This is a genomic window from bacterium, assembly GCA_030697795.1.
Lineage (GTDB): Bacteria > Patescibacteriota > Minisyncoccia > JACQLN01 > JACQLN01 > JACQLN01.
On the sequence record JAUYOV010000001.1, the window covers coordinates 70,809 to 93,317 of the forward strand.

The 22,509-nt window shown below is 40.6% G+C and carries 27 protein-coding genes and 1 tRNA gene; 15 read left to right on the top strand and 13 right to left on the bottom strand.

Going from position 1 to position 22,509, the window contains the following annotated elements:
• Nucleotides 1–10 precede the first annotated feature (10 nt).
• Entirely contained in the window at nucleotides 11–1,249 is a 1,239-nt protein-coding gene (locus tag Q8Q95_00385) for a pitrilysin family protein (GenBank protein MDP3764066.1), read from the bottom strand.
• Nucleotides 1,250–1,468: 219 nt separating this feature from the next.
• Here Q8Q95_00385 and Q8Q95_00390 point away from each other — a divergent pair, with 219 nt between their 5' ends.
• On the top strand, nucleotides 1,469–1,765 hold the full coding sequence (locus Q8Q95_00390) for a hypothetical protein (protein ID MDP3764067.1): 297 nt from the start codon (nucleotides 1,469–1,471) through the stop codon (nucleotides 1,763–1,765).
• A 147-nt stretch (nucleotides 1,766–1,912) separates the two neighbouring features.
• On the opposite strand, the gene Q8Q95_00395 is transcribed toward Q8Q95_00390, so the two are convergent.
• The 3 genes from Q8Q95_00395 to Q8Q95_00405 all read right to left on the bottom strand — a co-directional run bounded on the left by Q8Q95_00395 (nucleotide 1,913) and on the right by Q8Q95_00405 (nucleotide 7,782).
• Nucleotides 1,913–6,478 (bottom strand): hypothetical protein, encoded by a 4,566-nt coding sequence (locus Q8Q95_00395; protein MDP3764068.1) that lies wholly within the window; start codon nucleotides 6,476–6,478, stop codon nucleotides 1,913–1,915.
• A 5-nt stretch (nucleotides 6,479–6,483) separates the two neighbouring features.
• Nucleotides 6,484–6,900 carry a hypothetical protein gene (locus Q8Q95_00400; GenBank protein MDP3764069.1) on the bottom strand — a complete coding sequence of 139 codons (417 nt, stop codon included), beginning with the start codon at nucleotides 6,898–6,900 and terminating at the stop codon, nucleotides 6,484–6,486.
• A gap of 102 nt (nucleotides 6,901–7,002) precedes the next feature.
• Entirely contained in the window at nucleotides 7,003–7,782 is a 780-nt protein-coding gene (locus Q8Q95_00405; GenBank protein MDP3764070.1) for an SIMPL domain-containing protein, read from the bottom strand.
• Nucleotides 7,783–7,937: 155 nt separating this feature from the next.
• Here Q8Q95_00405 and Q8Q95_00410 point away from each other — a divergent pair, with 155 nt between their 5' ends.
• Nucleotides 7,938–8,348 carry a hypothetical protein gene (locus Q8Q95_00410; GenBank protein MDP3764071.1) on the top strand — a complete coding sequence of 137 codons (411 nt, stop codon included), beginning with the start codon at nucleotides 7,938–7,940 and terminating at the stop codon, nucleotides 8,346–8,348.
• Nucleotides 8,349–8,498: 150 nt separating this feature from the next.
• Complete coding sequence (locus Q8Q95_00415; GenBank protein ID MDP3764072.1) at nucleotides 8,499–8,729, top strand: hypothetical protein; 231 nt, start codon at nucleotides 8,499–8,501, stop codon at nucleotides 8,727–8,729.
• Between the two features lie 136 nt (nucleotides 8,730–8,865).
• Here Q8Q95_00415 and Q8Q95_00420 read toward each other — a convergent pair whose 3' ends face one another.
• The 5 genes from Q8Q95_00420 to Q8Q95_00440 all read right to left on the bottom strand — a co-directional run bounded on the left by Q8Q95_00420 (nucleotide 8,866) and on the right by Q8Q95_00440 (nucleotide 11,992).
• A complete protein-coding gene (locus Q8Q95_00420; GenBank protein ID MDP3764073.1) occupies nucleotides 8,866–10,527 on the bottom strand; it encodes a hypothetical protein in 1,662 nt (553 codons plus the stop codon).
• A gap of 163 nt (nucleotides 10,528–10,690) precedes the next feature.
• Entirely contained in the window at nucleotides 10,691–10,975 is a 285-nt protein-coding gene (locus tag Q8Q95_00425) for a hypothetical protein (protein MDP3764074.1), read from the bottom strand.
• A gap of 244 nt (nucleotides 10,976–11,219) precedes the next feature.
• The gene (locus Q8Q95_00430) at nucleotides 11,220–11,492 is read right to left on the bottom strand and encodes a GIY-YIG nuclease family protein (protein MDP3764075.1); all 273 of its coding nucleotides are present in this window, start codon (nucleotides 11,490–11,492) and stop codon (nucleotides 11,220–11,222) included.
• Nucleotides 11,493–11,503: 11 nt separating this feature from the next.
• A tRNA-Asn gene (locus Q8Q95_00435) sits at nucleotides 11,504–11,575 on the bottom strand.
• 270 nt (nucleotides 11,576–11,845) lie between these two features.
• Nucleotides 11,846–11,992 (bottom strand): hypothetical protein, encoded by a 147-nt coding sequence (locus Q8Q95_00440; protein MDP3764076.1) that lies wholly within the window; start codon nucleotides 11,990–11,992, stop codon nucleotides 11,846–11,848.
• A 69-nt stretch (nucleotides 11,993–12,061) separates the two neighbouring features.
• On the opposite strand from Q8Q95_00440, the gene Q8Q95_00445 reads away from it, so the two are divergent.
• The 6 genes from Q8Q95_00445 to Q8Q95_00470 all read left to right on the top strand — a co-directional run bounded on the left by Q8Q95_00445 (nucleotide 12,062) and on the right by Q8Q95_00470 (nucleotide 16,118).
• The gene (locus tag Q8Q95_00445) at nucleotides 12,062–12,769 is read left to right on the top strand and encodes a hypothetical protein (GenBank protein MDP3764077.1); all 708 of its coding nucleotides are present in this window, start codon (nucleotides 12,062–12,064) and stop codon (nucleotides 12,767–12,769) included.
• Nucleotides 12,770–12,804: 35 nt separating this feature from the next.
• On the top strand, nucleotides 12,805–13,902 hold the full coding sequence (locus Q8Q95_00450) for a glycosyltransferase family 4 protein (protein ID MDP3764078.1): 1,098 nt from the start codon (nucleotides 12,805–12,807) through the stop codon (nucleotides 13,900–13,902).
• 60 nt (nucleotides 13,903–13,962) lie between these two features.
• Nucleotides 13,963–14,427: an AbrB/MazE/SpoVT family DNA-binding domain-containing protein gene (locus tag Q8Q95_00455; GenBank protein ID MDP3764079.1), complete on the top strand. Its 465-nt coding sequence runs from the start codon at nucleotides 13,963–13,965 to the stop codon at nucleotides 14,425–14,427.
• A gap of 293 nt (nucleotides 14,428–14,720) precedes the next feature.
• Nucleotides 14,721–15,101 carry a hypothetical protein gene (locus tag Q8Q95_00460; protein ID MDP3764080.1) on the top strand — a complete coding sequence of 127 codons (381 nt, stop codon included), beginning with the start codon at nucleotides 14,721–14,723 and terminating at the stop codon, nucleotides 15,099–15,101.
• Nucleotides 15,102–15,104: 3 nt separating this feature from the next.
• On the top strand, nucleotides 15,105–15,617 hold the full coding sequence (locus Q8Q95_00465; protein MDP3764081.1) for a disulfide bond formation protein B: 513 nt from the start codon (nucleotides 15,105–15,107) through the stop codon (nucleotides 15,615–15,617).
• A gap of 243 nt (nucleotides 15,618–15,860) precedes the next feature.
• The gene (locus Q8Q95_00470; protein MDP3764082.1) at nucleotides 15,861–16,118 is read left to right on the top strand and encodes a hypothetical protein; all 258 of its coding nucleotides are present in this window, start codon (nucleotides 15,861–15,863) and stop codon (nucleotides 16,116–16,118) included.
• 196 nt (nucleotides 16,119–16,314) lie between these two features.
• On the opposite strand, the gene Q8Q95_00475 is transcribed toward Q8Q95_00470, so the two are convergent.
• The 4 genes from Q8Q95_00475 to Q8Q95_00490 all read right to left on the bottom strand — a co-directional run bounded on the left by Q8Q95_00475 (nucleotide 16,315) and on the right by Q8Q95_00490 (nucleotide 19,058).
• Nucleotides 16,315–16,710 (bottom strand): hypothetical protein, encoded by a 396-nt coding sequence (locus Q8Q95_00475; protein MDP3764083.1) that lies wholly within the window; start codon nucleotides 16,708–16,710, stop codon nucleotides 16,315–16,317.
• Nucleotides 16,711–16,739: 29 nt separating this feature from the next.
• Nucleotides 16,740–16,946 (bottom strand): hypothetical protein, encoded by a 207-nt coding sequence (locus Q8Q95_00480; GenBank protein MDP3764084.1) that lies wholly within the window; start codon nucleotides 16,944–16,946, stop codon nucleotides 16,740–16,742.
• Between the two features lie 266 nt (nucleotides 16,947–17,212).
• Nucleotides 17,213–18,796 carry a hypothetical protein gene (locus Q8Q95_00485; GenBank protein ID MDP3764085.1) on the bottom strand — a complete coding sequence of 528 codons (1,584 nt, stop codon included), beginning with the start codon at nucleotides 18,794–18,796 and terminating at the stop codon, nucleotides 17,213–17,215.
• A 1-nt stretch (nucleotide 18,797) separates the two neighbouring features.
• Nucleotides 18,798–19,058 carry a hypothetical protein gene (locus Q8Q95_00490; protein MDP3764086.1) on the bottom strand — a complete coding sequence of 87 codons (261 nt, stop codon included), beginning with the start codon at nucleotides 19,056–19,058 and terminating at the stop codon, nucleotides 18,798–18,800.
• A gap of 103 nt (nucleotides 19,059–19,161) precedes the next feature.
• Here Q8Q95_00490 and Q8Q95_00495 point away from each other — a divergent pair, with 103 nt between their 5' ends.
• The 6 genes from Q8Q95_00495 to Q8Q95_00520 all read left to right on the top strand — a co-directional run bounded on the left by Q8Q95_00495 (nucleotide 19,162) and on the right by Q8Q95_00520 (nucleotide 22,505).
• Complete coding sequence (locus Q8Q95_00495) at nucleotides 19,162–19,587, top strand: hypothetical protein (protein MDP3764087.1); 426 nt, start codon at nucleotides 19,162–19,164, stop codon at nucleotides 19,585–19,587.
• A 115-nt stretch (nucleotides 19,588–19,702) separates the two neighbouring features.
• Entirely contained in the window at nucleotides 19,703–20,200 is a 498-nt protein-coding gene (locus tag Q8Q95_00500) for a DUF1573 domain-containing protein (protein MDP3764088.1), read from the top strand.
• Nucleotides 20,201–20,208: 8 nt separating this feature from the next.
• Entirely contained in the window at nucleotides 20,209–20,991 is a 783-nt protein-coding gene (locus tag Q8Q95_00505; protein MDP3764089.1) for a cytochrome c biogenesis protein CcdA, read from the top strand.
• Between the two features lie 82 nt (nucleotides 20,992–21,073).
• Nucleotides 21,074–21,604, top strand: a complete 531-nt coding sequence (locus tag Q8Q95_00510) for a hypothetical protein (protein ID MDP3764090.1) — start codon at nucleotides 21,074–21,076, stop codon at nucleotides 21,602–21,604.
• A gap of 24 nt (nucleotides 21,605–21,628) precedes the next feature.
• Nucleotides 21,629–22,003, top strand: a complete 375-nt coding sequence (locus Q8Q95_00515; GenBank protein MDP3764091.1) for a hypothetical protein — start codon at nucleotides 21,629–21,631, stop codon at nucleotides 22,001–22,003.
• 118 nt (nucleotides 22,004–22,121) lie between these two features.
• Nucleotides 22,122–22,505 (top strand): DUF302 domain-containing protein, encoded by a 384-nt coding sequence (locus tag Q8Q95_00520; GenBank protein MDP3764092.1) that lies wholly within the window; start codon nucleotides 22,122–22,124, stop codon nucleotides 22,503–22,505.
• Nucleotides 22,506–22,509: the final 4 nt, after the last annotated feature.

Genomic DNA, 22,509 nt, shown 5'->3' on the forward strand with positions numbered 1-22,509 from the left:
CACTATGTAATCAAATCCTATTTTTTATATCTTCTGGACCTAAAATTGTCAATAAACTGTTATCTTTTTTTAAGTATTTTTTACCTGTCTTTACCACTTCTTCAAAAGTGGTTTCTCTAATTATTTTTTTATAGTTCTCCGGTTCAAATAATTTATTGAACAAGCTGAGTCCTTCCCCTAAAAAATTAAGTTCATTTTTTGAGCTTGAATAAAAACGATCAAAAACATTGTATATTTTTTCTTTAGTCTCTTCGATTTCTTGCGGGGATATATTTTGTAAGAAATTATAAATTGAATCAAATATTATTTTTACCGTTTTTGATGGATTAGAAGAAGCTGTTTGGATTTGGAAAATTCCTGCATCTGTATATCTGGTGTTGAAGGTATTTACAGTATAAACTAAGCCTGTTTCGTGTCTCAATTTTTCAGATAAAAAGCTTTTAGTTCCAAAACCTAGGTAGTTACTTATTATTGCCAGCGCGGCTTCTTCTTTTAGGTTCAGTCCTCCTGGGGTATGAAAATTTAATAATATTCTTGTTTGTTCTGTTTGGTTAGATACATATAAATAGTTTTCGTGATTATTTAAAACCAACACAGGTTTTTCTGTTTCTGATTTTGAATTACTACTCCACGATCCAAAATATTGTTCTGTTTCTGCCAGAATTTGTTTATGAGGTAAGTTACTTATTACTATGATAGCGCTCCTTTCCGGTGTGAAATAACTGCGCTGGTATTCTCTTAGTTGTCCTATTGTTGAACCCTTTATTACATCCATAGAGCCGATTGGTTCTTGAGAAAGCGGGTGTGCGCTAAAAAAGTTTTTTAATACTAAAAAATTAAACTTTCTAATTGGTTTGTTTTCGTCTATCAATGCTTCTTCTATAATAATTTTTTTGTTTATTTCAAAATCTTCAGTACTTATTTCAAAATCATTTATTAGCGCGCTTAAAACTTTTATAGAATCATCCATATATTTTATTGGTAACTCTATAATAAAATGAGTATTTTCACGGCTGGTAAAAGCATTGGTGTAAGCGCCTACTTGTTTCCTGCCAGTTTCGTTGTAGAGATTATTTATTTTTTTACAAAGCAAATGTTCTAGAAAATGAGTATAACCCAGCTGATCTTTTTTTTCGTGTCGCGCGCCGGCTTTTACCCACAACGAAACTATAGCAACAGAGGCGCTTTCATTGGTTGAAGTGATTAGTCTTAATCCATTTTTTAGTACGCTTTCTCGGTATTTAGGCATATTTTTGTATAAATTATTATACTAAAAAATATATTATTTGACAATAGATTGATACTCCTAAGCACACTAAGACCAGACCTTGGTTTAGTAAATTAAGGTCTTTTATTGTAAATTATGCCACTACTTGACAAGTAGAGCAATGATATGCTATACTTGTTACAGTACCAAAAATAGTAAGGTTTTTCCTTACTAAATCATCCCTTAAAGGAGGATATCCCGATGGAATCTGCAACCCACATTCAGGACCAACAGGATCAGGCCTTGAGAGGCAGAGTGAAGCGCATAGCGTTCTTTTTCTTCATAATGGGCTTCTGGGGTTGTCTCTTAACCATAGGGGCACTGCGCCAACTGAATCACGATCTGAATCGGTGGGCTGATACCAGAATCCATTATGGTATCGTCGGCACGGAAGAACAATCACCCCCTAGGTGGGTTGGCGAGGCAAGCAAAACAATCAAGGCCGAACTCACAGGGGCCAAGCCCAAGATCGAAGCAGTGATTGATCTGCTGTTCTGAACTATGATCAATCACCAAAATCTTATCTCCCCTCTCTATAACTAGAGAGGGGAATTTTTTTATTTAAATCTTTATCGTGGGTATCCCCGTAGTAGAACTTTGGCAACTTCGACACAAGGTCGAAGTATTAAGAACAGCCAAAGTTCACTAACGGGGCAAGATTTCTTTGAACGAAGGGAGGCTTCGGCCGATGCTTATGTCGGGCAGATTATCGGCAGGATTGTTTTCGTTAGAACCTTTTTCACAAACTAAGCCATCGGAATCTGTAACACGAAGCTTAATATTTTTTGATCCCGGTGTAGAAAAACTAGCCGAAGCCGTAGAAGCATTTGTTGGGCCAATTACCGTAGCTCCAGCTGCTTCCGAAAAATCCCAATTCCAAGCTGTCTTAGTTGCTCCCCCGCTAACTGTGGTTGTGTCTGTAAATGTAATTGGTTCGTCTTTAGATGCCCGCAAAGGCAACATACTAAACGATAAGGCGGGAGCGGCGTGTTTAATTGTTGTAAAACTAGAACCATTGGCTTGGGCGCTTAAACGCGCGGGATCGCTTTCCCAAACCGTTACGCGCCAATCATAAGTTTTATTAAAGTCTAGAGTGGCCAGTGGAATGTTATAAGAACCAGAAGAAGAAACAACTTGCCCCGTATCTTTAACCACGCCACCTGTGCCTTGATCCGTTATTACAGCTTGGTAAGCATATTGCGTATCGCCTCCAGCATCGGAAAAATTCCAACTTAACGTCCAGCCAAATGGAGCCACACAATAATTACTTGGCGCCGATGGAGAAAATGCATTAACTGTTGGCGCAACATTTGGCAGAACAACAATATCTACGTGGGCAGCGCGCGAAATTCCACCACGCTCCACAATAACTTTAGCCGTATAGTTACCAGCCGAAGAGTAATGGCAAGGCCATGCTGGAGGATCGTAATTCATAGAGCTTTCGCCATCTTTTTTGTGAGTCCAACCGCCTGTTACTACAGTGTCGGAATCTGGGCCAGATTTATTGCAATAAAAAGTATAATTATTGCTAACACCTGTTATATTGCTAGAAATTGAAACCGACATATTATTTCCAGAGCCCGGAGTTTCTTTGCCAGCTGGCGAAACAGTAAACGAAGTAATACTTAAGCTTGGATTAACTGTGATATATACATCATTCGAAGCAGTGCGGCCATCTGAACTTGTGCAAGTTATTGTGAATTTAAATTCTCCCGGCACAGAAAGAACTCCTGTAGACTGCGAATACGGAACAGATTCAGCAACAGGTTTAGAGCCACTCCAGTTTGGACCTGTGCCACCAGAAGCCGAACAAGTTACGGCATTGGTTGTTCTCCAAGAAAGCGTAGCCGATGTTCCAGATTCTATAGAAATTGGTCCATCGGAACTGTCGGCTTTAATATCTACGCTTAACGCCGGTAAAACAGTAAAGGCATATCTTCTTTCGGCCACCGCGCCACCACGCTCCACAATAACTTTAGCAGTGTATGTTCCGGGTGTTGTGTAATTACAAGCGTCTACTGCAGTTTTACTTAACGTGCCGGCAGGCACGCCATCGTGTTTTGCGGCGTAACCCGTTATAACATTTGTTCCAGCATCTGAACGATTGCAATAGAATGTAAAGTTACTAGAACTATTAACATTGCTTGTAATGGTTGCGCTTATATCTACACCATTAACTGGCACTGCTTGATTATTAGGATTTGGAGTGAGTGTGATCGGGTCTGTAATAGTTACGTAAGCACTAGAAACAACAACGCTACAGGCATCTAATAACGAACCATTTTTTAAAACGACACTATATGTGCCAGCACTGTTGAATTTAGTTATAAAACTAGTTCCTGTTCCAGTTGCAGGTGAACCACCTGTAACTGACCACGAATAACCAAGAGCTGGGTTTCCAGAATTATCAGATGAAAAAGTTATATTTTGACCAGTTGAGCCTGTAGAAGAAGTTGGACTACAAACAGGAGCGGCTCTGGTGGTAACAGTAACCGAAGCCGTCGTTCCGTTTGACGTGCTAGCTGAAATTAAATTTCCATATTGATCTGTATAATTTGCATATATTGTTGCAGAAGCACTTGTTTGACTATTTGTGCCTTCTCCTGTAGCCAAACCTTTTTGGCTTGTATTGTTTATACTAGCAACAGCCGAATTTGTTGAGCTCCAACTTGCACTATTAGAAACATCGGCCGATCCAGATGTATCACAAACGCCTGATGAGTTGCATCCATACGGATAATATTCACTAACAAGTTGTTGTGTATTATCAATTCTAATAGTAGATAATGGAGGCAAAACTTTTATCCCCGGTGTTCTCACATCAACCGAACTAGAACAATTTACTGTTCTGGTTTGCGAACTAGACGTTACGGTTAAACTTCCAGTTTTTGTTCCAGCAGTTGTGTACGTTGTATCGCCAAGCGCAGAAGTTTGCCCTGCTAAGGGAGCCGTTCCGCCCCAAGAATATGTATATGTTCCAAAACCACCGCCACCAGTTACACTGCTTGTCCAAATAACTCTCTCACCTTTGGTTGTTTTTAATTTTCCCGGAGCACACGAAACACTAAGCCCTGGCAATGAAACCGAAACAGGAATAATCGCTTGAACCGCCGAAGCCGAACCGCGTTCAACAATAACTTTGGCGTTATAATTGCACGTACCCGAAGCGCAAGCATATTGATGAGCCATAGATTGAGGATTTGTATTTACACCCGCACATCTGTAACCACTCAAATTTGAAGCACAATTGCCCGGAGGTACTGGCGGCAAAGTTCCGCAAAAAACTTCTATGCCAGCTATGCTGGTACCGTTATAACCACAATTCCACCAATAATTATAATTTATTGTGCCTATGGCTTGGCCACTTACGCTAGACGAAAACGTGGTATTTAAAGGCGATGAACCAGACGTTGGCGTAACAGAAAAGTTAACGTTTAAAGACGGCGCGGCAACATTAACGGTAACGCTACTGGGAGCAGACGTGGTGCCTCCAGCGCCAGTACAATTTAATGTATACGTTTGAGATTGAGTTAAACTGCCCGTACTTTGACCGTATGTGTTTGAGGTGCCACTCCAACCACCCGGCGACACCGAACAACTGCCGGCATTAGTGGAAAACCATTTTAGATAAGCCGCGGTATTGTAGCTAATACTAGCCGAGCTGGCATAACCGCCATTGGGGTTATTAGATATCTGCAAAGTGGCAGTTGGAGCTGGCGGTTGTGAAACATTAACAGTAACGGTATCTGTTGGACTAGTACCGCCCGTGCCAGAGCAAGAAATAGAGTATGTTCTACCAGAAGTTAAGTTTCCGCTTGATTGAGAACCCGAAGTTCCCGTCCAACCGCTGGGTGAAACAGAACAAGCCGAAGCATTGCCAGAAGACCAAGATATAGTAGCCGCAGTATTATAAGCAATTGTTATAGAAGCATCCGAATTATTGGCTTTAACATCGGCGGTTGGTGTTAGAGCTGTTATAACTAAATTTACAGTAGCACTAGTACCGTTTGGAGAACCGGTAACCGTTATCGGAAAAGTTCCTGCGGGAGTATTTGACGTTGTAGAAATCGTCATACTTATTGAACAGCTAATATTCGGAGCGCAGGGATTAGGACTAAACGAAGCATTTGCTTGGCTGGGCAAACCGCTAACAGATAACGTAATAGGTTGAGTAGTTCCTCCAGTTTTTGTTGTTGTTACCGCAAATATACTCGTGTTTCCTTTCAATATACTTATGTTGCCATCACTCCCCCTTGATACAGAAACCGTATAGGTAAAGGGTATTACTATATTTACAGTTAAACTAGCTGATCCAGAAGTTGTGCCACTAGAATTTGAACAAGACATGGTATATGTTGTGCCAGAGCTTGGAGAAACAGTTGTGGCACCGAATGTATTTGGCTGAACCGAACCAACGTTGGTAACATTACATCTAGAAGCACCCGAAGACGACCAGCTTAATGTTGCCGACGAACCTTGTGTGATTGTTGATGGACTAACAGAAATAGAAACTGTTGGTGGTGCTGGCGAACGCGTAGCTGTGCAAGAAGCATTAGAGCCTCCGTTTGAACCAGAACAACTCCAATTTGTAGAACCACCTTGCGATGGGAACGATGGATTAGATGGACTCGCCGAACCAGAACTACAAAAACTTCCGGAATATCCACCAGCATTATATGCATAATTGGTTGCATTGCTTCCACAAGAGCCATTTACTGGGCAAGCTTGCGTGTTACAAGAAACAGTTTGTGTGGATGGACCGACACAATAATTCGTACCACCGCAAGAAGCCGTGCCTTGGCAAGTTCTAGACTGTGTTTTGGTTCCACCGCCGCAAGATTGCGTACAGCTACTAGTATCGGTCCAGCCACTCCAAGTAGCATTTGTTGGCGAACAACTTGGTGGTGGAGGTGGAGGTGCTGGATTACAAGATCCCCCGGAACAACCATAAGAACAAGTTTGGATATATCTGGTTGAACAATTACGCGCTCTATACCAGCGTTGACTGCCCGAACAATAATACCCCGATGAACAAACTGCGGCTAACTGACTATAGCTAGAATCGGAATCCGAAGTATCACTTATTTGAGCATCTACTTGGCTAGAAAAAAGTATAAAAGCCGAAACCATAACAGCCACAGTAAAAATTAAATAAGGGGCTAACTTAATAAGTTTAATATTTTTTAAATTGGCTTTAGAAAAATTTAGCATTAAAATTATTTAATTTTTTCTATATTGGCCGCGTAAAGCATGCCTATAGATTTTTGAGCATCTATAAAGTTTATTCTAACCTTGGTATCCTTTTTTAAAATAGAATCTTTTTTGCCATCCCACATAGTTTCGGGAAAGGTAGCTACAGTATATTCTTTAGCATCACTGCCTAGCAAAACAAAAGTACTGGCTTTTATATCTATAGAACTAATAACCCCCTCAACTTCGTTTATAGTTTGATCTATTAATTTAACCTTGCTATTTTTTGCGCCAGACCCAGAATCACTGCCAGAAAAAATAAAATAAAAAGCGGCGCCAATTAAAACAACTGCGCCCATAGCCAGCATAATTTTTTCTTTTGATTTCCCAGTAGCAGAATCATAAGGATCTATTACTGGCCCTTTTTGTGAATCGTAATCCATAAACAATATACTAATCTACAAATTGATACGAATTATACTAATGGCTTCACGAATATTTGTAACTTATTCGTAGCATTCGCATACATTCGTATATTGGCATAATTATCTGATTTCGAAGACCACGCTCACGTTAACCGCAACTTCTTGGCTACCCGACTGGATGTCTGGCACGCCTCCACCGCCTATGCCCGCGCCTATACCATAGGCTTTTTCATAAAATATTGGCGGCTGGCCGTTGTAAGATTCGGAAAACGTAGCCACCCTGCCCAAACGCACGCCCGCAAGTTTAGCCATTTCTTTGGCTTTAATTTTGGCTTTATCAAACGCCATCTTTCTGGCTTCAGCTTTAAATTTTTCGGGCTCATCCACAAAAAAATCTATACCTTGAACTTGGTTGGCGCCCCGAGCCACTGTGCCCGTTACTATCTCGCCTACTTTTTTTAAATCGCGCACTTTAATTTCGGCCGATTGCGAAGCCGAAAAACCTGCGGGAACTTGCCGGCCATTTACATAATCGTATCTGGGGTAAAGGTTATAATATGTAGTTTTAATATCTTTAGCTTCCACGCCCAAGCCTTTTACATAATCTATAACCTTATTCATGTTTTCGGTATTATTCTTTTGAACTGCATCGGCGGTTTTGCCATCGGTCACCACGCTTATACTTATTTTAGCAGTATCGGGCGTAACTGTAACTTCGCCCTCGGCATTAACAGTTATGGTTTTAATATCTTGGGCTATGGGGCTAACCCAACCGAGCCTAGCTAATAAATCCCAGAAACTATTTAAGGCAACTATTAAAAGCAAAACTGTTAATATTCCAGCGGCATATTCTGTTATCCGATTCTCGCGCAAAAAAAGCTGTTTGATTTTATTTAGCATTGGCTTAAATCCTAAATCCGAAGCACGAAATACGAAACAATATCTAAATTCCAAATTATAAAAATAAACCGTTTAAAAAATTTGGATTTTGAATATTAAAACTTGTTTAGAATTTCGATATTCGGATTTCGAATTTGTGCTATTATTATAACAATATGTTTAGACTTTTACTATACACAGCCTTAATAGGCGGGGGCACATACCTAGCGGCAACTATTTTGCCAGATACGTACAAAGAAACTATTTTAAAAAAAACCGGCTTGGGCAACATCCAAGGCGAAAGTTTTGCTTTGTTTAATCCTGTGGGCGAACGCGCCAAACTTATAAACGACTTAAAACAAAATATATCGGCTCTGGAAAATTATGCCAAAGGCGACGCGGCTATTGCGCCCGCCATTGAAGAATCCAAAGAGTTATTGGCAGAATTAGAAAAATTAAATCCAAAATCTAGCGTAACCAGCAGTGTTGTTGGAAAAATATTGGGAGTTACGCCTCCTGCCGAAACTGCTAGCGTCGCCAACACAGCTGAATTAACTGCCGAACAAAAAGCCAAAATCTGCAGGTAATTTATCGGAAGGACCGCCCTTCCCAAAAAAAGCGGTCCTTTTTTTATAATTTGATCGGATACCGAGTGTTTAATCAGATTCTTGTCTTATTCTACTCGTCTCTGTTACACTGCCACCAGTTCTTAAACTTACCTAAAAGGAGGTTTTGTTATGATGTGCTTTCGCGAAGGCTGTCATCACGGTATAGATGAACCGGGCGGAGTGGAATTGATCGTTGGGGTTGGCACCAGAGGCAGTATCGGCAGTTCAAGAGCCAGAATTTCGGCAAAGTTCTGTTCTGTCACCTGCACTTCCATTTTTCTGGTACAATATCCTTCTCAATCGGATATTCTGCGAAAAGTGGGAGAGCTTTGCGAGAAGCAAACTCTCGCCTCCTCCTGAACCAACTTGATCGAACACTCGGTGTTTGATCAGGAGAATTTAAACAAAAAATAAAGCGGGTATGCATTATGCATCCCGCTATTTTTATTAAAATATTCTCATATTCTTGAGAATGTGAGAATATTTTTGTGCTTGGTTAAACTGGCCGGCGCTTGTTTCTTAATTCTTCCCGATAAGCGGGAATTTTATTTACGGCGTCGGCCAAGAACTTAGAAAAAATATCCCAACGAACTACCGCCACTGTCAGCCTTCGCTCGCCCCGATAAATTTTACCTTCCAACGTTTGCCCCAAAGCTATCAGACGGCGAGATTCTGCCTTAAGCCAGGCGTCGTCTGCTGGGTGAGCAATCAGACACAGGTAGGGCGAGTAAGGATCTTCGTTTTTTGCTTGGATAATAAGAGCTAAACCGCCAGCCAGACCATACTCTTTATTGTTTTTAACTGACTTTTTTTCAGAGCTGTTTCTGAATTCAACCCAAGCCCCCACGGGCAGAATATTGAAAGCATTAGCGATAGCCGCCAGCGCGTAAGCCATCATCGGCAATTGCTTCTGTCTGTGAAATACTAAATTATAATCGGACGGCATTTCCAGCACGGCTATTAACCGATCCAGAGCCAGCAATTCCGGTCGGCCGATAACCACCTCGTTTATAAAACTTTCGGTGAGCGAGAGTATCAGCGCCGAAGCCATAAATTTGTTGGCTAGGCGTTCCACAAAAGTCTGCGCGTCAACACCACTCTCTGCTGGTCTAGCTTTAGCGCTAGTATGCGGATCAAGCTCATCCAAAATTCGGCGTTCCTGACCAAGAACATCCCGCTGGTGAAAAGAATGAGTAATTATTTCCTCGGTTGATTCTGATTGAACGATGCACTCCGATCTATATACAAACCGGCTCGCCCATATATAGGAGTGGTGAAGAATAAGATCTTCCAGCCCTTCTGGCAAATCACAGCCATGGGTGCGCAATAGCCTGACCACTTGAGCACTTCTGGCTTCGTGCCCAGCCAAATCTTGCCCGCCCCACATACCACTGTTTTCCAGCAGGCCCGCCAAAAAGAAAATCTCCAGATCGGTGGTATCAAACGGAATAAGGTCGCTGTAGCCAGAAACTAAATTCCCCCATTCCACATTTTTTCTAAACCAGTAAGCCACGCGAATTGCGGTGATGGCCAGCTTCAAAGCCTCCCTAGCTTCTTGTTCATTTGGCGCAGGCATGCCTTCCAGTTCACCCAAAATTCTGCCTTCGCCGTTTAAAAGATCATAAGCCGCTTGAAATACTGCCACGCGAAGATCCTTCACGGCTTCACCCAAAGATGCTACTTCTTTGATCAGCTCCGAATCTGGCGGATTTTTTGAAGACAATGCCGCACTATTTATCCCTTTTAAACTTAACAGCACTGCCCGGCAACGCTCGTAGATTTCAATGGCAGAACGGTAGATTGTTTCAGCGCGGGCTTTGGCGCTTTCTGCTGTTTGAGCGCGGGCGCGTTCCAGTTCTTGCGTCAGTTTCCCCAGCGCCACAGCGTCAAAAGCAACTTTATGTGGCCACATCACCACATCCAGATTGGCAATTCCTTTGCCACCGAATAAAATAATTTTATTCGGATCTAACAGTACGCCGGCTTCTATTTTGTTGGGACCGCCCACCCGTCCGGGGAAACTTACCGATTTAGCCGTATAAATATCGTAATCGGCATCGCGTAAACCAATTTCAATTTCGTTTAAACTAGCGCGTCCAATTTGGGCAATCTTATTATCCTCCAAGGCCATTTCCACAAAACCATTTTTGAATTTCATACCAAACCTCCTTTTTTATATAAAAGATCTAGCCGTTATCGGTTAGCTAAGCTTAGCAACATAGCCCAAGAATTAGCAATCCTGCATCTTCTTTGGTTAAAAAGGCGCGGGATAAAAATACCGAACGCTTGTTTGAGCGTTCGGTTTGTTAAATGTGATTGTTTTATATAAACTTAGTTTTTCTGGTTAGGTGATTCCCCTTTTTATCAAAAAATCTATAATCCCAAAAATATTCGCTTTCAGCGCCTGTAACTCTTAAAACAACAACAGAAACATATCCTCCGTTAAGGTGGCTGATTTTAATATTGGCTTTTCCAGAAAAAGCTCTTGCGGAAAAATCAATATTGAATTCGCCTGTTTCGGTTTTCTTGCCTAAAAAAAATTGACACGGCACAGCCATAGCTAACTCTAAAGCTGTCTTACGGATTTTACTTACAACCGAGTCCATAATATACGCCTTTTGATAGAGTTTATTTGTATATAAAGATCTAACTATATATAAACACTATAACCCTATTTACGTCAACCGAGCTGGGGTCAAGCCCGTTGAATATCGCCAAGATTACACAAACACCGATCAACAATTTATGCTATCGCCTAAAAGAGTGACCATACTAACAAAGACTACCCTTATTAGTTGTTAGAGTTGTTAGCTTTACTGCTCCGCGGGCAGGATTCGAACTCAATTCCCGCTAGGAGCGGGATGAGCCATCCGATAAAAATTCTTTTAACAATCTTATTCGTTCTTTATAGCCAAATAGACTCTTGAGAAACTTTTCTCTTCTCATCGCTTCGGATCGTGACTTATATATTTCACTTTTGATGAATAATAATGGTCGCCTGTTTTTCGTAGATTTAACCTTGCCACCAAAATGCTCTTTGAGTCTAATGTCGATTTTACTTGTTTGCCCAATGTAAAGTTTTTTATCTTTTTGGCTATAAAGAATATATACAAAATAGTTCATAAAATACTTTGCTCCGGTGGTAGGATTCGAACCTACAACCATCGCCTTAACAGGGCGCCGCTCTACCGTTGAGCTACACCGGAGCGAAGTATTTTATACAAAGAATTTTTATCGAAATTGGCCTGCAACCATCGCCTTAACAGGGCGCCACACTACCTCCGCCAGCTGGCGGAGAGCTACCGCGGAATATATTTTTTAAGAACAATCATAATATAACCTGTAAATATATAACCTGTAAATCCCTAGTTATCAAGCTTAAGTTTGCGCTGTGTTAAACTCGACCGATAGAAAAACCAATCCCAAAAACGCAGCTCGAGTGGTGGGCTGTTTTTGTTTTAGAAGCGTGGGGTAGACTACATCGAAATAACTCCCGAAATAACGATCAGCGCGGCCCAAACATAGTTGAGCCAGCTGGGCCATTTTAGCTTGGTCGTGAGTGCCATCACCACGCCCAGCACAACCGCTCCCCACCCTGTAAATAATCCTGCGAGTAAATCCATATAGAAATTATACTCCTTTTAATTTACAATTAAATAGTCGTCTGTTGATAACTCACAAACTTTTTAGCTATGCCCGAATTTATTCAAGAACTAGTCTCTCCCATGCTTAGTGGCGTGCTTACCATGTTATTTTTGGTGTGGTTTGTTTTTTATCGCGCCACGCGGAAATTGTTTTTAACTTTTTGGATTGGACTTGTTTTATGGGTTTGGCTGGTTACAGTTTTTTTGCTGGCGCAACAAGACAAATTCTTTTTAAAACTTTCGCTCTCATCATTGCCTAACATTGGCTTACTGTTTGTGCCGATTATAGTAGGCCTAAATTTTTTGGCAAAATCCAGCACTTTCCGAAAAATAGTTGATAACATTTCTCAACCTTGGCTGATCGGAGTGCAGATGACCCGAATGATGGGCGTAATGTTTTTGGCGCTTTATGCCAGAGGTTTAATGCCGGCGGAATTTGCCATTCCGGCTGGCGTAGGCGATGTAATAGTGGGCACCACAGCGCCCCTGGTGGCCGTTATGCTGTTTTTAAATCGGCCCGGTGCCAAAAAAATAGCTATTGTTTGGAACATAGTAGGTTTCGCCGAATTGGTTCTGGCCATAGGTCTTGGTTTTTTAACTTCGCCTACACCTTACCAAACACTAGCGCTTGATAGACCTAATAACTTTCTTTTTGAGTTTCCGCTGGCCTTAATACCCACTTTCGCCGTGCCTTTATCGTTACTGCTTCATATCTTTTCTCTCCGTGTCTTACTTAAACGGAAAACCTTGTCTTGATCTAACCTGCGGCGTTTTTGGGCAGTTATATAGATATGAAGGTCTGCTATTTAAACCACGATCTTAAAGACTCCACCGGCGCCGGGCGGTTTTGTTTATCTTTAATTAAAGAGATAAAAAACATTCTGACGGAAAGCCAAATTACGGTTTTAACTTCCGAAGCCAGCGATCACAATTTAGAAAAACCCATACTCAAGAGCGGTGTGATGGGCGCGGTTTTTTCTTTGCCAAAAATAAGGCGTGTTTTCAAAAAGTGCGATGTTATACATGCTCTAGACGGTTGGCCCTATGGAGTTTTGGCTATGCTAGCGGGCTTTGGCTTAAAAAAGAAAATTATTATAACCGCCATTGGTAGCGGAGCTGTAGCGCCACTATATAGTTTTTGGCGCCGAGTGATTATTAGCTGGGCTTATCGCCGAGCCACCAAACTTACCGCTATTAGCCATAATACAAAAAAAGAAATATTAAAAATTCTGCCTGATCTGAAAATTACTGTCATCAATCACGGAGTTGATTTCAATAAATTTTCCTACTTCGCTAAAGCTTCGCAGGACAAGCAAGTTACAAAATACAAACCATATATCCTTAGCGTCGGCACGCTCAAAAAAAGAAAAGGATACGAATATTCAATCGCGGCTTTTGCCAAGATAGCTCCGGAATTCCTCGATCTTAAATATGTTATTTTTGGTGCGGATAATTCTAAAGAGAAAAAAGAGTATGCCAGATTAAATCAAATTGCGGAGGAATTGGGAGTAAAGAATCAAGTTATATTTTTGTCCAAAAAGATTTCGGATGCCGAACTAACTGCTTTATACAAAAACGCCGAACTTTTTATTTTATTGCCCCAAGACGCGGCTAAAGATATAGAAGGTTTTGGTTTAGTTTTTTTGGAAGCCGCCGCTTGTGGTCTGCCTGTAGTTTCGGCTAAAGACACTAGCGCCGAAGATGCGGTTTTAGATGGTAAAAATGGAATTTTGGTATCGGCCCAAGATACGGCCGCCGCGGCCGAAGCTATAAAACAAATATTATCCGACAAAAAGCTTAGTGAATCGTTTAAACAAGCCTCGCTAGAATTTGCCCAAAAAATGAGCTGGCACAAAACCGCCACCGCTTACGCCGAGCTTTATATTTAATTTATATCGTTTTGACAGTCCCCCTTTAACCCTATATACTTACAGTAAAACAGTAATACCATGCCTATAGTTAAAACCCAAAAAAAGGATGAGACGCTATCTCTTTCTAAGATCAGCACTAAACATCAGGTGACTATTCCCCAAGAAGTGTTTGAAGAATTACAACTAAAAATTGGTGACTTGGTAGAAATAGTAGCCGAAAGAGGTAAAGCCACCCTCGTTCCCAAGAGGGTGGTTTCCCGTCCACTGGCATCTAAACTCTCGGCCCGGGAACAAAAAACTCTCCAGTCTGCCCAAAAAAAGATTGAAGCCATCAATAAAAACATCCTTACCTCAAAAGGGCTGACGCCAGCTGAAGCGGATGTAGCAGTCAAGATTGGACTGATTAACCATGATCAAAAATACTGGTGGCTGGAGGAATGGCAAGAAGGTGAGCGCGAGGTAGAGCGCGATATCAAGGCAGGCCGGGTCTCTGGACCGTTTGAGACCGCAGAGAATCTGCTCGCGCACCTCCACCAGCTATGAGAACCGAAACCACCCCGCGCTTTGACCGGGAGTACACCCGGTTGCCCCAGCACATCCAAGCGCGAGTTGATAAGCAATTTGCGCTCCTTCTTTCTGATCCCCGCCACCCTTCACTGCGAATACGAAAAATGAAAGGCTGGAGAGATATTTGGGAAGGTCATGTGACCCAAAACTGTTGCTTCACTTTTAACATTGTTGGTGATATCTATATATTTAGACGCATAGGCACACATAATATTTATAGGAAACCCTAAAGACAACTATCTTTCTTTATAATATAATAGAATAAAAAAATGGCTTTAACAAAAATAGTAATCGGCGTATTAATAGGCGGGGTTTTGGCTTTGGTGGGCTATGGCATTTACGATTATCGCCAGCCGGGTAAACTAGACGGCTTGGCCCAATGTATAAAAGATAGTGGCGCCATTTTTTACGGCGCTTTCTGGTGTCCGCACTGTCAAAATCAAAAAAAGATGTTTGGTAAATCAGATAGGCTTTTACCATATGTAGAATGTTCCTTACCGAGCGGACAAGGTCAAAATCAAACTTGCGCAGATAAAAAAATAGAAGGCTACCCTACTTGGGAGTTTAAAGATAGCACTCGGGCCACTAAAGTATTTTCTTTAGGAGAACTAGCCGAGAAAACTGCTTGCCCGCTACCCGAACCAAAATAGCCAATGATAGATTCTGTTAACTTTATTCTTTCTGTTTTTGCTGTTATTGCTCAAATAGCCATAGTGTTTTTAATTGTGGCCAAAATAACTAAAAACCAATCTATTTTAAAATTTGTTAACGAAAAAGTTTTAATATTATCTTTGGTAATCGTTTTGGGCGGAATATTTGGCAGTTTATTTTATTCGGAAATTGCCGGTTACGCGCCTTGCTCTTTATGTTGGTGGCAAAGAGTTTTTTTGTATCCGCAAGCTATTATTTTGGGTTTGGCTTTAATAAAAAAGGATTTGGCTGTAACTCGTTATATTAAAACCCTGTCTTTATTTGGATTAGTTATCTCGGCCTATCAATCGCTTTTACAAATGGGTTTGGTGCCATCTATAATATGTGGCACTAGTTCTATAAGTTGCGCTCAAAGATATTTTATAAATTTTGGTTATATAACTTTACCTTTAATGGGCTTTACCGCTTTTTTGCTTTTAACTATCTTAAACTGGAACCCCGCCCTTGAAGACTAATATTCTGACTTGCGATTATAAAAAGTTTGTTTAATTTTCAAAATATTTTTCCGTAACACTTTGAACAATTACCATTTTTAGTCTTCTCTTCAAGGGCGGGGTTGACACGCTTTTGCCTATAAGTTAGACTACTCCAGCTAAGGTGCATAAGGCATCCCAAGCCCCAAACCCAGGTAAGCGCCTAAACGGCCAAAAACCTAAGGTTTCGGGAGTTCTTTCACTCTTATTAGGAGGTTTATCCTAATGGATCAGCAGACCCAGACCCGCCAGAGTCTCCTCGTAGTGGAGTTCAACGAGATCAACCAGCCCGGCTGCTACATCACCCCCAAGGGCGACCTGGTGCGCGTGGTTCCGGAAGGCATCAAGGCCCAGCACTCCCCGCTCATCACCGTGGAGTCGAAGGACGACACGCGGGTGACCAAGATCTCCGACAATGCCTTCGAGCCCATCGGCAAGGCCAGGCTCCTGGCCGCCAACGCCGATCTCGCGGTCAACTTCTAGAACCTGACCTGACGGTCTCGTCTGGAAACAAGCTTCATCCCCGTTCCAACTAAATTGGAACGGGGATTTTTATTTTGGGTTAAAAAGTTGCCATCCATAATAGAAAATCTATCGAAGTGGAACTTCGATAGAAACAAACCCAGCACCTTTTGTTTAAAAAGGTGCTGGGTCTTTTAATAATTACTAACTACTACGTTTACCAGCCATAGTTCGGCAAAAACTTTTGCAGAATGCTGGAACTGAATGGTGCTGGAGCTACCGATCCGCCAGTTGGAGCCGGAGCAAATCCTCCCGAAGATCCTGCTTGCCCGCCAGAGCCTTGCGGCGGCTGGGAGCTTGGCGAGGGGCTACCGCCACCTTGTTGGAGCACCCCCTCTATGTTCTGTCTGATATTTTCACGGATATTCTGCCTGACATTCTGCTGAACGCCCTGCTGTATATTCTGCTTGATACCCTGCTGAATTTGCCTCTGCTGTTGGATATTTTGTTTAACATTCTGTTTTGTGTTTTGCCTCGCCGTTTGCACTGCCTTTCTAGCCGCATTTATTTTAATTTGATATTCCGAACGAATAGCTCGAATTTTTTCTTCCATTTCCCTTTGCAAACGAGAAACCTCGTTACCTACATTGCCACCAGCCTGCCCGGAACTACTTGCCCCGAACCTTGTTGAGGTGTCCCGACCGAAGTGGGGAGGGTAGAGGGAACCGTCCCTATCGTAGTTGTATCTGTTGGAGTTGTGGCTGTGGTGCTATCTTGCGCCATCGCGTCAAACACGGCTAAAGCCAAAGAAAATATAAAAACCGAAAACATTAAAAAAACTTTTTTCATATATTTTTTAAATCAATAAATTTTTAATATATATCAACATTGTATCATTTATCAGTCAAAGACTTTATCCACAATCTAATCTTGGCACATTGCCCACACTAATAATTGTAATAAAAAGAACGATAGATATGGAAATTATTTTACGGGGATTATTGAACAGATAATTATCCCGCATCTTTTTAATCAAAAAGGTGCGGGACTTTACCTAGCACGAGCTTGCGATCGCAAGCTCGTGCTATTTTTAACTTCAATAGATAAACCACCAGTTAAAATCCAGCTGGCGGGCCAGTAGGTATTCCTGCGGGCGGCCCAAATTGAGTTCCGGCTGGTGGACCAAACTGGGTACTGGCAGGCGGGCCAAAAGACCCGCCCGAGGGCGCGCCGCTCTTTTCCATTTGTTCCTTAACTTTTTGCTGTATAATATTTTGAATTTGTTCCTGTGACGGCGGACCGTTCTTCATCATTTCCGGTGTAACTTCTACACCTTTAGGCAACATTTTTTGTATATCTTCGGCAGATGGAGGACCCTTTTTTAACATTTCTGGCGAAACATCAACGCCTTTTGGAATCATCTTTTGTATATCTTCAGCCGAGGGCGGACCACTCTGACCCTCAAACCCTGCGGGGGCACCGCCTTCAAAACCGGCCGGCGGTTTCATTAACTTAGAAAAGCATTGCCCCATCGCTTCACCCACAGATTTATCTGGAATACCGCCCGATTTCATTTTTTCAAATCTATTTTCACCGACAGAACTTTTTATACATTCCAAAACTTCTGGCGTAGCTATGCCCAATCCCTGTTGGAATTGAGCCATGCCTTCTTTCATTTCTTTAACTTGAGCCTCTGGAATTAAACCTTTTTCCGAAGCAAATTTAAAACATTGTTCTTGATTGACTGGATCATTACAGAAAGATTCACATTCATTTTTACCCTTACAACCGCCGGGACCCTTGCCGCCAGTTTTTTTAAACATTTCAACTTCTTCCGGCTTCATAAAACCAGCCTCAACGGCAAAATTGCCGCATTCTTCTATGTGAGAGTCATCTTGGCAATAAGATTCGCACTCTTGCTTGCCTTTGCACCCGCCCGGCATCTTCCCCGCTTTCATTAAAGGAATTATTTTTCTAGCCTGCTCTATTTCCTCTTTGGGAATAAAACCGGCTTTCTCGGCAAAATCAAAACATTGCTCTATGTTATTCGGATCGGAACAATAGTTTTCGCATTCTTTTTTATTTTTACATCCGCCCGGCGGCCGCGCGCCTTTTTTCATGGCCTCCACTGCCTTTCGAGCATCATCAATTTCATCGGGCGGAATAAAACCGGCTTTCTCGGCAAAATCAAAACACTCGCCGGCATTATCTAAATCGTTACAAAAAGATTCGCACTCTGCCTTATTTTTACAACCCCCAGGCAAACTTGCGCCTGATTTTAAGGCTTGAGCCACTTTTTGCGCTTCAGCCAATTCTTCGGCGCTTATAAAACCGTTTTTAGAAGCGAAATCCAAACAGGTATCAATACGGCTTATATCTTCACAGTAAGATTCACATTCGTTCTGGCTTTTACATCCGCCTGGCCCAGCGCCTATTTTAGCAAACTTTCTAGCTTGGTTAGCATCTTCAGCCGACATCAGGCCATTTTTCTCGGCAAAATTGACACAAGAGGTGATATTATCTTTGTTATCACAAAAAGTCTTACATTCCGCTTCATTTTTACAACTTCCTAGTTCTTTGACTGGATAAGAAATTTCCTGCGCACTAACACTGTCTATCACAATAAAATAACTAACAGCCAAAGCCGAACAAACTATCGTGGTAGATAAAAGAAAATTAAAATACTTTTGTCGTTTCATATTATTTTTCAAATGGGTTCTTATATACATCTGAAAAAGGATTAGCTTTTTCAAAAGGATTGGTTTCGGCTTTATAAGGATTAACATCGGGTACAGCATCACTAGGCGCTTTAACTTCATCCGATATTTTTTGTCCCAAAGTAGGCACAGTTTCCTCTTGTTGTGGACGGCCTTTATACTTCCACCAAAGAAATCCTATTAGAACAACCACGACAATACCCAAAATCATCATGCCTAATTTTGGCTTTTTTTCTGGTTCCATATTTTTTAAAAAATTATAACTTACTTTTAGCATACTCTTAAAAAATAAGTCCGCAAGTGCTTGTTGTGGACATTTTTATTTTGTAATGGTATCATTATAAACAATGAGGTTTTATCTAACGTTATTTACACTTCTTTCTTTTGTAAGTATCGCTGTTTTTGGTGTTTTTGGTATGGACACAAACGACCATCATTATTCTATCAATTCTTGCGTTGGCTCACTAACTCAAGGCACTGTTTGCCCAAATACCGGCGCTGTTGATTCCATTGTTTTCCACTTAAATTCTTTTAAATTTTTCTCTAATTCCACTTTAGCGCAAAATATAAGCCTGCTTCTTTATGCTTTTCTATTTTTGTTTTTATCTCTTTGGGTATCCAAAAAAATCAAACCTGATTTTTCTAAGCAAGTTTTAATAGATACTCAAAAATTAAAAATGTATAAAATATTTGATTCTTTAGATCTGCCTTTCAAACAAGAGAAAATATTTTGGAACTCTTTGCACGAAAATAGCCCTGCTAACTTTACCTAGCTTCCGGCTGTTAGTTTTTTATTTGTCTTTAATTTACTAACAACAGGAAGCCCGCCACGTATGACGTGGTTTTTTAGTGCTTGTTTATGAGCAAAAGCTAATAAAAATTAAATTTATGCCTATAAAAAACATAATAATTTACATTCTAACCGTAGTCGCTATAGTCGGCGGAGTTATTTGGATGGCCCGTCCCGACAAAAATAACAACACTGACCCCACCGCTTCTATTATTAGTGTTCTAAACTTTTCCGAAACTCAATATGATTTTGGAACTATTTCTATGGCCAATGGCAATGTTAGTAAGATTTTTAAAATTACTAATTCTTCAAACAAATCCATAGAAATTGAAAAAATCTATACCTCTTGTATGTGCACTGAAGCTGAATTAAATATTAACAACAAGAAACTAGGGCCTTTTGGCATGCCCGGACACAACCTAGTGCCTAAAGTTAATCAAACCCTAAATGTCGGGGAAACTGCCGAAATAAAAGTAATCTATAACCCTAACGCTCATGGTCCAGCCGGAGTTGGGCCAGTTGATAGAATTGTTTATGTAGAAGAAAAAGGTCGTCAACCCTTAGAGTTTAGGATAAAAGCAGTAGTAACACCTTAAAAATAAAAATGAAAAGTAAACTCATAATTCTCGTTCTAGCCATAACAGTCTTAATGGGCACAGCTGTTTTTTTGGGCAACAGCTCCGATAGTTCTCGCTGGTTATGGGATTTGTCGCAAAACGGAAAATGGCTATTGCCCTTGGTAACAATCTCGGCCTTGATAGACAGTATCAATCCTTGCGCCTTTTCTATACTACTGCTGACAATAGCCTTTCTTTTTAACCTAGGCAAAATGCGCGGCAGTATTCTTAAAATCGGCGGGTCATACATATTTGGCCTTTTTACAGTCTATGTCCTGATTGGTTTAGGAATTCTTCAGGCGCTTCACATCTTTAATACGCCCCACTTTATGGCTAAAGTTGGCGCCAGCTTGCTTATTATTTTGGGATTAATTAACTTAATCAATCAATTTTTTCCAAAATTTCCTATAAAGTTAAAAATTCCGGATGCCGCACATCACAAAATGGCTCAACTTATGGAAAAAGCATTATTACCGACAGCTTTTGCGCTGGGAATTTTGGTGGGGCTTTGCGAATTCCCTTGCACCGGCGGACCTTATTTGATGGTACTGGGCTTGCTTCACGATAAAGTAACATTCACCAGCGGTTTAAGTTATCTGTTTTTGTACAATTTAATATTTATTCTGCCGCTCGTAATAATTTTAGCGATTGCCAGCAATAAAGTTTTATTAGAAAAAGTACAAAACTGGAAAAAAGAAAAGACAGGTCAGATGCGCTTATACGGCGGTATGGCGATGATTCTGCTTGGATTATTAATGTTTTTGCTATAAAAATTTAAAAATTATTAATTGTCGGATAAGTTAAGGACGGGGTTTTAAAAACAACGCTAAAAACTTATCCGACAAACAAAAAATGGGAAAAGAATATTTATCGGTAGATACCGAACTATCCTCAAAAACGTTTGAAAATATAATGGCTAAAATAACCGAGCTAAAAAAGAATAGCGCGCTAGATTTATCTACCGAAGAAGATTTGGCTATAGCCATAATGAATCTTGTAAGTTTAGAGGAGCATTTTTACTTTACTGGCGTTAAAACAGAAAAAGATAGCTATTTTGACCTTATGAATGAAATACGTAATCTAAGAAAAAGTTTAATGGAAAAAATGATTCCCCAGAATGAGGGCGAAACTTGGTGCATATGCAAACATTTATTGGCCGCTACTATGAGAATGATTGAAGTTGGCAGTAAATTAAATGCCGAAGGCAAAAAAGACGAAGCCAAAAAAATATTTGAATCGGCTCATAAAGCTTTCTCTATGTTTTGGGCCTTAAGGCTTAAGTTGATAAATACAGACGATTTAAAAAAGGTCGCCAGTAATGAAAAACCATGGACACTTCAAGGCATAATGAATAAATTGGTGGACTGTTGCGATGAACGATAACAAAATTAAAAATCAAACACCAAAATGAAATATCAAAAACTAAAAATTATTTTTGGATTTTTAATTGCAATTTTGATTTTTGCATTTTTATTTTTAATTTTTCGCGACGATAACGCTCAAGCCGGTACCTTAGATGATTTCGCTAAGTGTCTAACCGATAAAAATGTAACAATGTATGGCGCTGCTTGGTGTTCGCATTGTCAGAATCAGAAAAATTTATTTGGAGAAGCGTTCACTTACATAAATTATGTCGAATGCCCCAACGACCCCCAAAAATGTTTAGTGGCTGGAATTGAATCTTATCCCACCTGGCTAATGCCTAATAAAGAAAAGCTGGCAGGCGAACAAAAATTACAAACTTTATCGGAAAAAACGGAATGTGAATTACCTAAAAAATAAACTTAAAAATTTAAATAAAAAAAATATGGAAAATAACGAAGAAATAAAAGAAGAAACTGAACAAAAAGGCGGCTGTGCGGTATAATGATAGTTATTAGTTTTAAAATCAATAAAAATTATGGAATTTGACTACACCATAACCACAACAAAAACTTTTGACGAGGCAGTTCAAAGCGTGCAAGACGAAATTGCTAAAGCCGGTCTGCGGGTTTTGTATATTCATGATGTGCAGAAGACCTTAACCGAGAAAGGTTTTGCCAGAGAGCCATTTAAAATTGTTGAGTTTTGCAATGCAGAGTTTGCCAACGAGTTTTTGAATAAAGACATAAAAATTGGACTTTGTCTGCCCTGTAAGATAAATGTTTATATAAAAGATGGACAAACTTTTATTTCCGGTATGCGGCCGATTATTCTGCCACAGTTTTTCCCGCAGGCCGATTTAGGCGAGCGTCCAAAAGAAATTGATCAAATTATTCAAAACATTATCAATAATGCCAAATAATAAT